This is a genomic window from Parasphingorhabdus sp., from assembly GCF_041748495.1.
Taxonomy (GTDB): Bacteria; Pseudomonadota; Alphaproteobacteria; order Sphingomonadales; family Sphingomonadaceae; genus Parasphingorhabdus.
Map to the genome: position 1 here is coordinate 1 of NZ_JBGTDD010000135.1, position 12,325 is coordinate 12,325.

General features: G+C 56.5%; 11 protein-coding genes and 1 pseudogene. 8 read left to right on the top strand and 4 right to left on the bottom strand.

Translation table 11 applies throughout. From position 1 onward, the window contains the following. Window positions 1-265: pseudogene (locus ACEW8J_RS11825) on the top strand (hypothetical protein); the annotation flags it as partial. A 438-nt stretch (window positions 266-703) separates the two neighbouring features. Next, window positions 704-1,669: a thioredoxin-disulfide reductase gene (gene trxB, locus ACEW8J_RS11830; protein WP_373491847.1), complete on the top strand. Its 966-nt coding sequence runs from the start codon at window positions 704-706 to the stop codon at window positions 1,667-1,669. Here the strand turns inward: trxB and ACEW8J_RS11835 are convergent, their stop codons facing one another. The 4 genes from ACEW8J_RS11835 to ACEW8J_RS11850 form a co-directional block, all read right to left on the bottom strand. Then, on the bottom strand, window positions 1,670-2,488 hold the full coding sequence (locus ACEW8J_RS11835) for a hydrolase 1, exosortase A system-associated (protein ID WP_373491848.1): 819 nt from the start codon (window positions 2,486-2,488) through the stop codon (window positions 1,670-1,672). After that, window positions 2,485-3,102 carry a hypothetical protein gene (locus ACEW8J_RS11840; RefSeq protein WP_373491849.1) on the bottom strand — a complete coding sequence of 206 codons (618 nt, stop codon included), beginning with the start codon at window positions 3,100-3,102 and terminating at the stop codon, window positions 2,485-2,487. The genes ACEW8J_RS11835 and ACEW8J_RS11840 overlap by 4 nt, the downstream gene beginning before the upstream one ends. 86 nt (window positions 3,103-3,188) lie before the next feature. Beyond that, a complete protein-coding gene (locus ACEW8J_RS11845) occupies window positions 3,189-3,461 on the bottom strand; it encodes an acyl carrier protein (RefSeq protein WP_373491850.1) in 273 nt (90 codons plus the stop codon). Between the two features lie 33 nt (window positions 3,462-3,494). Beyond that, entirely contained in the window at window positions 3,495-4,544 is a 1,050-nt protein-coding gene (locus tag ACEW8J_RS11850; protein WP_373491851.1) for a GNAT family N-acetyltransferase, read from the bottom strand. Between the two features lie 30 nt (window positions 4,545-4,574). On the opposite strand from ACEW8J_RS11850, the gene ACEW8J_RS11855 reads away from it, so the two are divergent. The 6 genes from ACEW8J_RS11855 (at window position 4,575) to ACEW8J_RS11880 (ending at window position 12,299) form a co-directional block, all read left to right on the top strand. Then, the gene (locus tag ACEW8J_RS11855; protein WP_373491852.1) at window positions 4,575-6,113 is read left to right on the top strand and encodes an acyl-CoA ligase (AMP-forming), exosortase A system-associated; all 1,539 of its coding nucleotides are present in this window, start codon (window positions 4,575-4,577) and stop codon (window positions 6,111-6,113) included. Then, complete coding sequence (locus tag ACEW8J_RS11860; protein WP_373491853.1) at window positions 6,110-7,345, top strand: pyridoxal-dependent decarboxylase, exosortase A system-associated; 1,236 nt, start codon at window positions 6,110-6,112, stop codon at window positions 7,343-7,345. Before ACEW8J_RS11855 ends, ACEW8J_RS11860 begins: the two co-directional genes overlap by 4 nt. 210 nt (window positions 7,346-7,555) lie before the next feature. Further along, on the top strand, window positions 7,556-8,173 hold the full coding sequence (locus tag ACEW8J_RS11865; protein WP_373491854.1) for an XrtA/PEP-CTERM system exopolysaccharide export protein: 618 nt from the start codon (window positions 7,556-7,558) through the stop codon (window positions 8,171-8,173). 39 nt (window positions 8,174-8,212) lie between these two features. Further along, complete coding sequence (locus tag ACEW8J_RS11870; protein WP_373491855.1) at window positions 8,213-9,745, top strand: XrtA system polysaccharide chain length determinant; 1,533 nt, start codon at window positions 8,213-8,215, stop codon at window positions 9,743-9,745. Window positions 9,746-9,755: 10 nt separating this feature from the next. Then, complete coding sequence (locus ACEW8J_RS11875) at window positions 9,756-10,673, top strand: AAA family ATPase (protein WP_373491856.1); 918 nt, start codon at window positions 9,756-9,758, stop codon at window positions 10,671-10,673. 3 nt (window positions 10,674-10,676) lie between these two features. Continuing rightward, window positions 10,677-12,299 carry a hypothetical protein gene (locus tag ACEW8J_RS11880; protein WP_373491857.1) on the top strand — a complete coding sequence of 541 codons (1,623 nt, stop codon included), beginning with the start codon at window positions 10,677-10,679 and terminating at the stop codon, window positions 12,297-12,299. Window positions 12,300-12,325: the final 26 nt, after the last annotated feature.

Below are 12,325 nucleotides of genomic sequence, written 5' to 3' on the forward strand. Positions count from 1 at the left end.
ATTGAGTCAAGAGGAGCAGGAAAAGGCCGCTGAGGCCACGTTCGCCGTGGTCGAGCAGGAAAAAGTGGGAGCGGTTGCCAATTGGCAAAGTCCTACCAGAGGAGATGTATCGGGTTCCTCGACCATTACCGCGCTGAACACAGAACCCAATGGCCGCACCTGTTTGAACATTACCGATGTTGCGATTATCGATGGCGAGGAGACCCGCGTCGCGAAGAAAATGTGCCGTGGTGCCGGCCAATCTCAATATATGATAATGGCGTGAGTTGTTTCATTCGCTTTTCCAGCGGTGCTCGTGACGCGCTTTCTGAAGCGATCCCGGGCTCACCGATCGTGCGGTGAGAAAGAAAGGGAAGCGGATATACCGTCGTTCCAGCAGCGAACCTAGCGACTGAAAATGGAAGACTAGTAATCGATGAATTGGCACTATTTATGCGCATCACCCGGGCTGGAATATTTGGATGAATAGCGCTTGTCCCATTTCCACCGGCATTGGCTATGGTGCTTTATGTTCCTATTGGCAGCAAGCGACCATCGCGCAGCCCTTATGTCTGGCACGAAAGAGCAGGGTTTCAAAGAGCAGGGCAAAACCCGCTACCACCGGTCAAATTAATTCTTCGATCGCATTGGTGGTGATAGGCCTTGCCTAGCAGCATGGGGCATCCCTATTTGCAGATGACAGAATCATCTTCAGGAACGGATTATGGCTGAAACGCATCGCACGAAAATGCTCATCCTGGGCTCCGGACCTGCTGGTCTGTCGGCCGCAATTTATGGCGCTCGGGCGGGACTGGAGCCGATCGTGGTGCAGGGTCTGCAACCCGGCGGTCAATTGACCATTACCACCGATGTCGAAAATTACCCGGGGTTTCGCGATGTCATCCAGGGACCGTGGCTGATGGACGAAATGCAGGCGCAAGCCGAAAAAGTCGGTACGCGTTTCATTTTCGACACGATTGTCGACGTCGATTTTTCCCAGCGTCCGTTTCGTCTGACTGGTGACGGCGGCGACATCTATGAAGGCGATACGCTAGTGATCGCAACCGGCGCCCAGGCCAAATGGCTGGGTCTGCCGGGTGAAGAGGAACTGGGCGGGAAGGGTGTGTCCGCCTGTGCAACCTGCGACGGGTTTTTCTATCGCGGCAGGAAGGTGGCGGTGATCGGTGGCGGCAATACCGCCGTCGAGGAAGCGCTCTACATGACCAATCATAGCGACGACGTCACCCTGATCCACCGTCGTGACAGCTTGCGGGCGGAAAAAATTCTGCAGGACCGGCTGTTTGCCAATCCCAAAATCTCCGTATTGTGGAACAAGAATGTCGAACGGTTTGTCGGCGGCGGCGAACCGCTGGGGCTGGTCGGACTGGACCTTGTCGACACGCGGACCGGTGACAAGAGCCACCTGTCCGTCGACGGTGCCTTTGTTGCAATCGGTCATGCGCCGGCAACGGAGATATTCAAGGATCATCTCGATCTGATCGACGGCGGTTATATCCAGGTCGTACCGGGTACGCCAAAGACCAAAATTCCCGGCTTGTTTGCCTGCGGTGACGTCATGGACCATATCTATCGACAGGCGGTAACCGCAGCCGGAACTGGCTGTATGGCGGCGCTGGATGCCGAACGCTTTCTGGCGGAACAGGAATTTGAACTGATGGCGGCCGAATAGTCAGGCGGAGCGCAGCACATCCAGTAATTTCTCGGTGAGCCAGTTTTTGGCTTCGATATCCGCAAAGCTATGCGATGCGCTGTCGAGAGATTCGACGGCGATACCGGTCTTTGTCCGTAGTGGCTTGAAATCTGCACTATTCCAGGCAGCGAGAAATGCGCGTGCCGTGGTATCGCGCTTCGCCAGCAGGATCAGACTGTTGCTGTTCATGCCGGAAAGCGCATCGCGCAACTGCAAGGAAAGCGCGCTTTTCTCCTCTGAAGCCGCAACTCGTTTCAGACCTTTGAACAGTTTCTTGAGATCGATTTTTCCCGAAAGCAGATCAAGGATCGTCCTGGGATTTCTGATGCGGTCCCAATAGCGCGACCGGATAGCGGCAGACGAGATTGTCGGTTCGTCTGTATCCGCGCTGACGCTTGTTTCAATCACCCAGGGATTGGCCAATATATAGCCATCTATCTCCGCGTCCGGTCCGAACAGGGCGAGGGCGGTGGCGGCATCGCAATTGCCGAAGGCGATGATATTCTGCACCTGTTGTTCCTGTCTCAGGAACCGGGCGGCCGCTGCAATTTCTTCCGCGCTGTCCAGAAAGCCGTTGTTCTGCCCCGTGCTTTCGCCAATTCCGCGGCGGTCGTAGCGCAGGACGGGGAAGCCTTGCTCCGCAACGCGCAAGGCCAGTTGCCCCATGCCGGCATGGGCTCCCGACCGGATTTCATTGCCGCCGCTGACGATCAGCAGAGCGGTGGGGTTTGTTGCGGAATCGACGGTTGCTGCGAGCATGTCGCTGCCACATCTGATCTGATGAAAATGTCGCGTCATGGCTTGATCCACTCGGCGATATCCTGAGCGATGGCCGAGGACAGCGCGGAATCGTCGTCCGGTTCCGCGCGAAGCCACAAAGCTGAGCCGGGAATTTGCATGTCAGCGGGTTTGTTATCAGATTCCAGCCGCACGATCCGCTGATTTTGCAGATGCGGAATATCTGCGGCATTGAGCTGCGCGAACAGGTCTGAGCCGATGACATTGCCAGCCAGTTCGAGCGGTCCGGCCTCGGCCTGCCTAGTCAGGTCGGCGAGACCGGTATTCAGCCCCGATTCCCGGTCAGCCGCCACCTTTGTGCGCATCATCGTCCGCAAGAGTGTCGCGCCTTTTACCGGACTGAAAATCCAGTGACGGGCATTTTCCATCGCCGTGACCGTCAAGGCGCCTCCTCGGAAGGACGCGACATGGGATATGTCATGCTGCTGCGCGCAGGCCTCAATGGCCTTTTGCCAGTCTGTCAACGTAACCTGTTCAAGAGCGATCAGGCTTTCATTGGTGCCTGGCAGATCAGGCAGAAAACTGGACACTTCAACTGATTGAAGAGATCGCATGACGTCAACCAGCATTTTCCGCATACGGTTCATTTCGTCGAACAGCGGCGGAACAAGCATTACCTGTTGACCGGACTGAACGGAGTTGCACAAACAAAGCTCTTTGCGGCCCGCAAATTCGTAGGAGACGAATGCGGGAGGCTGGCTCACCCTGTGACTTTCATCTCGGCAAAGGCGACCAGATTGCCAAAGGTTTCAAACAATTCGCCATCGACTTCATCATCTTCGATCATGATATCGAGACGATCTTCCAGTTCGGTGAGCAGCCCCGCGACCGCCATGCTGTCGAGTTCGGGGAGAGCGCCGAAAAGCTCGGTTTCTGCCGTGAATTCCGCGACCTGTGCTTCGCTCAGGCCCAAAATATCCCGCATCACTGCACGCACGGCGGCTTCCGGCGTTAACTCAACCTTATTCTGCATCAAAAACCCCCGAATCCGGATATCGGCGCTTCCCTAAAGGGAAGCACGCTGTCCGGCAAGGCCGGAGACATAGTGCCGCAAAATCGGTAGCCAGGACAATGGGTTGTTGGGCCAGTAGAACTCCAGCCGGTAGCGATCCCGGACATCTTCCATCCACTCGCGCTTATACCCATCATTGCCGGTGCCAAAATCGATCAGATCGACATGGTCAATGTCGATCGCATGCTGGAACATGGCAACGGATAGCAATGTGCCGGGCGAAGATTTCGTTGCATCTTCGACATGGGCCAGCTTGTGGATCAGCGCTTCGCCATTTTCGACGGTCCAGAATTGGGCGGCCACCGGTTCTCCGTCAATATAGGCCAGGCCCAGGCGCATGCAGCCCGCCGCGGCTTCGTGCTCGGCCAGTTTTCTCAGAAAATCGGGGTTACCCTCTGCGGGTTTCCAGCTGCGTTGGTAAACCGACTCATAATCATTCCAGTCCTCGTCGGAAAATTGCTTCTCGATCCGGACCGACACGAGTTTTTTCTTTTCCTTGCGCCGCACCGTGTTGCGCAGCTGGCCGGGGCGATCGTCCCAATATTGATCGAACGTGCGACCCTTGACGTTCAGGATATGATTGTCATCGGCCTTGGACCGGAACACAATCCAGCCGGCCTGCTCAAACGCCCGCTGGGTGAGGCTCGCAGCCGAGTCTTCATCCGGTACCGGCGTAATTTCAATATGATGAGAGCTCGACTTCAGTTCCTTGGCCAGCTTTGTTAGCAACGCCAATTTGGTGACTTCGTCATATTCTCCCATGAAGATCGGACGAAAAGTGAAATTGTACCAGTTGGCCAGAGCGGCATGGCGGCCGAGGCCGGTCTTGATCAGAAACATCCATGCTTCCGCGCCACTTTCGCAGCTATGAACAATCAACGGGGTCTTGTCCGGCAAGCAGAGTTCATGCAGGGGCTTCAGCCAATCGATCCGGTCGAATAGCGACTTCTGGCCCGTTCGACCGAGTTTTTCACCGGCTATGGCTTGCACCGACTGAAAATTGCTATGATATTCGCTGGTCATGGCTAAGGTTGTATCTGTCACAATTCTGCTCTTTTTCCCATAGGTCAAACATTGAATATCGATCACCAAACCGCCGCATTTCCGCTGGACCATCTGGCAATAGGCAAGGATCCGAATGCGAACGCCCTCGTCACGCGTTCGGGCACTCTTAGCTACAAGATGTTAAATCATCGTGTCGGTACATTGGCGGCATGGTTGCAGGAGCAGGGCGTAATCAAGGGGGACCGGGTGGCCACATGGCTGTCCAAGACCGAACTGGCCTGCATCATGCCGCTGGCAGCGGCTCGGGCGGGTCTGGTCCATGTGCCGGTCAATCCATTGCTCAAACAGGCCCAAGTGGTGCATATATTGGCTGATAGCGGTGCGAGGCTGCTCATCAGTAATGAGGGTCGCCTGAAAACGCTCGCGGACAGCGAAATGGATGGCGAATGCAACTTGTTTGACGACAGGATTGTTGCGAGCGCGTGGGAATCGATAACCACATCAATCCCGCCGAGCGTGAAGCAGGCCGACCTCGATGATCTGGCAGCTATTCTTTATACCAGCGGCTCCACGGGCCGCCCCAAGGGCGTCATGCTGAGTCATGCCAATATGACGCTGGGCGCGCTCAGCGTGGCCGAATATCTCAAGCTTGAAGCCGATGATCGAACAATATGCGTTTTGCCGCTCAGCTTTGATTATGGTCAAAACCAGCTGTTTTCGACCTGGGCTGCGGGCGGCTGTGCGGTGCCGCTGGACTATCTGACACCGCGTGACGTCATGAAGGCATGCGCGCGGGAACGGATCACCACCCTGGCAGCGGTGCCGCCGCTTTGGGTTCAACTGGTCGAGCAGCAATGGCCGGAGGAAGCGGTCACTTCGATGCGGCGGCTGACCAATAGCGGCGGTGCACTCACCCCGACACTGGTCAAGCAATTGCGGGCGTTATTCGGGCCCACGACCGATATCTATGCGATGTACGGTCTCACCGAGGCTTTTCGATCCACCTATCTCGATCCCGCCCTGATCGATCAGAATCCGACCAGCATGGGTCGTGCGATTCCCTTTGCGGAAATTCTGGTAGTAGATCAAGCGGGCGCGCTTGCCGGGCCGGATCAGGCGGGCGAGCTGGTCCATTGTGGACCTTTGGTAGCGCAGGGTTACTGGAATGATTCCGAACGGACGGCGCGGAGATTCAAAGGGGCACCGGAAGCATCCACCTATGGCGGCACGGCCGTTTTCTCCGGCGATACGGTGAAGCGCGGTAGCGACGGTTTGCTCTATTTCGTCAGCCGGGACGATGCGATGATCAAGAGCTCCGGGAACCGGATCAGCCCGACGGAGATCGAGGAAGTCGCGATTGAGTCGGGGATTGTCGCCGAAGCGGTCGCTCTCGGCGTTCCGGATGAACGCCTCGGTCAGGCGATTCGTTTATATGTCAGGCCGGCAGGTTCGGCTACCGACGATGTTGCGGAGCAGCTGGGAAAATATCTGAAGCTGAATTTACCGAATTTTATGCATCCCCGCGATATCATCCCGCTTTCCGAATTTCCCAAGAACCCGAATGGAAAACTGGACCGGAGCTTACTGGCCAGCATGGATGTTGAATGATCAAGACCAAACCGACAGGACCGATCCCGCCCGGATATGAAGCCATTGATGGTGAACTTGCGATTGGCGGACATAAAGCCAGTGCGCTGGTGGCCGAAAATGGCTCGCCGCTGTTCGTCTATTCGACCGGCAGGCTCGATTCGCGGATAGCACAATTGCGTAGAGCGATGCCCGATGCGCTGGATCTGCATTATGCGATGAAAGCCAATCCCTTCCCGCCGCTGCTCCGCCATATGGTGGGTTTGACCGACGGTATCGATATTGCGTCCGGCGGCGAATTGCGGATGGCGCTGGATGCGGGAGCGGATCCGGAAAAGATCAGCTTTGCGGGGCCAGGCAAAAGGGATGAGGAACTGGCGCAGGCCATCCAGGCCGGCGTCACCATCAATATCGAATCGCCTGGCGAATGCGACCGGGCTCTGCGCATCGGAGAGACGGCTGGCCAGCAGCCGCGACTTGCAGTTCGCGTGAATCCGGATTTCGATCTCAAGGGATCGGGGATGAAAATGGGCGGCGGCGCAAAGCCATTCGGCATGGATATCGAGCTGGTCGCCCCCACGATAAGGCGGCTGCGGGACGCCGGTGCGCATTGGCGCGGCTTTCATATTTTCGCGGGTTCGCAAGCGCTCAGCGCGGATGCAATCATCGAGACCCAGGCCCGGACGCTGGAACTCGCCGCGCGGCTGGCAACCACGATCGGCCACTGTCCCGATCATATCAATATCGGCGGCGGTTTCGGCATTCCCTATTTCCCGGGTGATGAACCGGTTGACATAGTCAAGGTCGGAAAAGCCTTGTCGGAACAGCTCAATCAGGTGCCGGACATTCTCTCGTCCACACAATTTGCCATTGAACTGGGCCGCTATCTGGTCGGCGAGGCGGGTGTTTATCTTACCCGGATCGTCGATCGCAAGGAAAGTCAGGGCCAGGTTTTTCTGGTCACCGATGGCGGTTTGCATCATCAGCTTGCTGCCAGCGGCAATTTCGGGACGGTGGTGCGGCGCAATTATCCGGCCGCAATCGCCAGCAGATTTGACGAGGAACCGGCAGAAACGGTTTCGATCGTCGGTTGTCTGTGCACGCCGCTGGACCGGTTGAGCGACAATGCCGCCATGCCCACAGCCAGTGTCGGTGACATCGTCGCAATCTTTTGCGCGGGCGCCTATGGTGCCACGGCAAGCCCCGCCAATTTTCTGGGTCAGGGAGCAGCTCGAGAAATACTGGTGGAATAAATTTTCCCTGTCTGATGCGTGTCCAATGGCTGGTCTCGTTCATCGCAAATTCAGCTAATCCTAACGCTATATTCACTATTTTCTAGCATAGCCACCTTGTGACTTTGCGTGGATTGCCCGTTTTCTGCTGGAAACGAGCCATTTGCCAGAGAGTGTAAACGAGGTGAAAAAATGCGTTCTGCTATAAAAAACAGCCACTTGGCGAAGTTGATGGTCGGTGCAGGAATGGCGTCACTCGCCGTCGCGGGCTGCGCTGGCAAATCCAGTGGCCCGCAACTGCCGCCAGCATCCTTCGTGTCCATGCAGGAAGGGCCGGGTGAAGAATATGTCATCGGTCCGCTGGACGAGCTGACGATATTTGTCTGGCGCAATCCCGAACTGGGTGCAAAGGTTCAGGTTCGTCCGGACGGTCGGATTACCACACCCCTGATCACCGATATGCCTGCCGTTGGCAAGACGCCTTCCATGCTGGCACAAGATCTGACGCTACAACTTTCGCAATATATCAACGAGCCGCTTGTTTCCGTTATCGTCAACAGTTTTTCTGGTACATTTTCCCAGCAGATCCGCGTTGTCGGAGCCACGGACAAACCGGCGTCGATTCCCTATCGAGCCAATATGACCTTGCTAGACGCGATGATCGCGGTCGGGGGCATGTCTGAATTTGCCGCTGGCAATAGCGCCCGGCTCATCCGTTTCGACCGAGGCACTGGCAAGCAACAGGAATTCGCCCTGCGCATCGACGATCTGATGAAGAAGGGTCAAACCCGAGCCAATGTCATGCTCCGTCCCGGTGATGTGATCATCATTCCGGAAAGCATGTTTTGATCTCCTTTTGGCTACCCTTGACAGGAATTGAATAGGCACATGAACGGTCTTTACGACGAATTTAAAATTGCGCTGTATAGCGTCTGGAACCGCCGCTGGCTGGCGCTGTCTGTCGCCTGGGGGCTATGCCTTCTTGGATGGCTGGTGGTTGCGCTGATTCCGAACAGCTATGAATCGAAGGCCCGTATTTCCGTCGAGACGCAAACGATCCTGTCCGACAAGGTCGGCGTCGACCCCCGCGAGCGCAAGAAAAATATGGAGCGGGTTCAGGAAACGCTGGCTTCAACCATCAATCTGGAAAAAGTTGTCCGTGGAACCGCACTGAACCAGTCGGTTTCCACCGATCGTGAGCTGGCTGGCAAGGTCGAGATGCTGCGCAAGAGCATCGAAATAAAATCGGAGAAGGACAATCTGTTCGAGATTATCGCCAAATCTTCGGCCAGCAATTTTTCCGACGCGCAAAATGCCGTTCTGGCCCGCGATATCGTGCAAAAACTGATTGATATATTTGTTGAAGAGAATCTGGCTGGTGATCGCGATGAAACCAGTCAGACGATCAAGTTTCTCGACGCTCAACTCGCCCAGCGAGAGAAAGAGCTGCAGGAGGTTGAGCAGAAGCGGGTTCAATTCGAGACAGAAAATCTTGGTTTGCTGCCGGGGATCGGTTCCGTCGGTCAACGCATGGAGGCGGCCCGGGCGGAACTGGGGCAGATTGATTCCCAGCTGAGCCAGGCTTCCGCATCGCTCGCTGCCTTGAATGGCCAGCTATCCGGTACACCTTCGTCTATTGCGACACCGGGATCTGGTGGTGGCGGTGCCCGTGGTCAGCTCGCTCAAGCGCAGGCGACTCTGGCTTCGGCACGTGCGCGCGGCTGGACCGACAGCCATCCGGACGTGATTGCGATGAAGAATGAAATTGCCGCCTTGCGCCAGCAGGCAGCCAGGGAACCGGCAGGCGGCGGTGGCTATGGCACGCCCAATCCGGCCTATAGTTCGCTGCAGAGCATGCGTGCTGAACGTCAGTCCAGTATTGCGGCATTACAGGCGCGGAAAAATGCACTGCAGGCCGATATGGCACAATTGGCATCGAAACAGACACTCGAACCCGGGGTTGCAGCAGAAATGTCGCGGATCAATCGCGATCATGAAGTCCTGAAAAGTCAGTATGACAAGTTGCTGACGGATCGGGAGCAGATCAAATTGCGCGGGCAGGTGGAATCCGAAACCGACTCTGTCAAGTTTCAGGTTATCGACCCGCCGTCCAGTCCGCGATCCCCGGCCGCGCCGAACCGGCCGCTGTTGCTGGTAATGGTGTTAATCGCCGGAATCGGAGGCGGTGTCGGCACAGCTTTTGCCATGGGTCATTTGCAAACCAGCTATCCGACGGCCGAAAAGCTGGAAAAGGCCAGTGGTCTGCCGGTCATTGGTTCTGTCTCACAGATTCTGACCAGCGCGCAACGCGCAATAACCCACAAAAAATTGCGCCTGTTCTACGCGACCAGTGGTGCACTTGTCGGTGTGTTTGGCATGCTGATGGTCGTCGAATTCATCCAGCGCGGCATGGTCGCCTGACGGAGCAGATATGAACCAATATAACCCTCCCAGAAAACCCGCATCGTTGCTCGAAAGGGCAGGGGAAATCTATGACTATATCCCCGTGGTCCGGACCGTGGAAAGTGACGGCAGCACTGCAAAGCAGATGCCGAACGAACCGCCCAGCCGGCAAGTCACTCCGGTCACGCAGCGACCAATGACGGTCCATGACGGAGCGCGCGTCATGGTCGATCGGGAAAAGTTGCGGGAAGCCGGATTCATCGTGCCCGACGGGCCGGTGACGGGCATCTCGGAAGAATTCCGGATCATTAAGCGTCAATTGTTGCTGGCCGCAAAAGGCAGCCAGAAAAGAAATCCGCTACCCCGTGGGGAACGGATATTGATCTGTTCAGCGCATCCCGATGAAGGCAAGACATTCTGCGCGCTGAACCTCGCCCTTTCTATCGCGGCGGAGAAGGACAATGAGGTGCTGCTGGTCGATGCCGATTTTGCCAAGCCCAGCATCCTGTCCAGCCTCGGTCTGGAAGGAAGCAAAGGCCTGATGGACGCGCTTGCGGATCCGCAATTGCCGGTCGAGAACTGCATCATTCATACCGATATTGCTGGTCTGGCTATCTTGCCCGCCGGGGACCAGACCAACGCCGATACGGAATATCTGGCGTCGTCGCGGACCGAACAGGTGCTGAACCGTCTGACCCAGAACAATCCGCACCGCATCGTGATTTTTGATTCGCCGCCGGCTCTGTCGGCGTCCCCGGCATCGGTTCTGGCTACCCATGTGGGTCAGGTCGTGATGGTGGTGAAAGCAAATGAAACCACCGAATCCGCCCTGCGAGATGCTCTGAGCTTGATGGGCGGATGCGAGCATATCCAGCTTCTCCTGAACGGTACGAAATTCTCGCCAACCGGGCGGCGATTTGGATCCTATTACGGATATGGAGAGTAAGCCATGACCTCGAACTTGACCGCAAATGTCCTGAAATGTGGAGCGGCCATGCTGCCGCTCCTGGGACTGGTCGCGCCTGTTGCTGAAGCCCGCGAACGCAAAGCCGATGTGGCACCCTATATCGAGATCCAGCAAGTGCTAGTTGCCGACCTGAAGGACGGCAGCGATGTGCTGACCTATACATCGGTCGCCGCCGGGATCGACAGCTCCATCCAGACTCGCAATGCCGAAGCGCAAGTGAATCTGCGCTACGAGCGCCGGTTCTTCTATCAGGACAATCTCGGGGATGATGATATTATCACGGGTATCGCCCGCGGCGGGGTGCAGATTGTTCCCAATGTCCTGTCATTGGAAGCGGGTGGCATTGCAACGCGAAGCCGAGTTGATTTGCGCGGTGAAGCGCCATCCAACACGGTCGGCAATATTGACAATGTCACACAGGTCTATTCTGTCTATGCCGGTCCAAATCTGTCGACCCAGGTTGGCGGCCTGGACGTCAATGCCAATTACCGGGTGGGCTATACCAAGGTCGAGAGTGAAACGACCGGAGCCTTGCCTCCGGGTCAGCTACCAATTGATGTCTTCGATGATAGTGTCAGCCACTCCGCCAGCGCCAGTGTCGGCCAGCAACCGGGCGATCTTCCCTTCGGCTGGGCTGTTGGTGCCGGCTGGGAACGCGAAGATGGTGGGCAGCTCGATCAGCGCTATGAAGGAAAATATGTACGCGCCGATGTGACCGTACCGGTCTCGTCAAGCCTGGCGCTGGTTGGCGGTGTCGGTTACGAAGATATCGAGATTTCCGAGCGCGACGCGGTCCGCGATGGCAATGGCGTTCCGATCATCGGTGATGATGGCCGTCTCGTTACCGACGAAACATCGCCCCGATTGCTGTCTTATGATCAGGACGGGATCATCTGGGATGCGGGTGTCCTCTGGCGCCCCAGTCGTCGTACCTCGCTTGAGGCGCGGGTCGGTCAACGCTATGGCAGTGAAACCTATTACGGCAGCTTTGGCTATCAGCCCAATCAGAATACGGCTTTGAATATTTCTGTCTATGATACGGTTTCCGGTTTCGGTAATTTGCTCAATGACAATCTGGCCAATCTCGGGACCAGTTTTTCCAGCACGCGCAATCCGTTGAGCGGTGAGCTGAACGGCTGCGCCTTTGGCGCAACGAGCAGCCTGTGCTTGAACGATGTGCTGCAATCGGCCGCATCTTCTTCTTTCCGTGCACGCGGCGTTAACGGGCAGCTCACCTACAACACCGGCGGATGGAACACCGGACTGGGAGTGGGATATGCCCGCCGTCGCTTCTTTGCTTCGCAACTGGGGGCGGTTTCCGCCGTCGACGGACTGGTCGACGAAAATTATTATGCGAACCTCTCGATCGGCCGGGAACTCGATATCTATTCTGGCTTTAACGCAAATGTTTACGCCAATCTGCTGGATAGCGGTTTTGCGAATGCACCCAATGTTTTTGGCGTCGGTGCCAATGCGGCTTATTATCGCCAGATATTGCCAAGACTTCAGGGCACCGCAGCGGTGGGGCTCGACAGCTATCAGCAGGACGGTTTCGACAGCGAGTTGACGGCTTCGGCATTGCTTGGACTCAGATATGATTTTTAAGAGCATCATCACCGTTGGTGATCGGA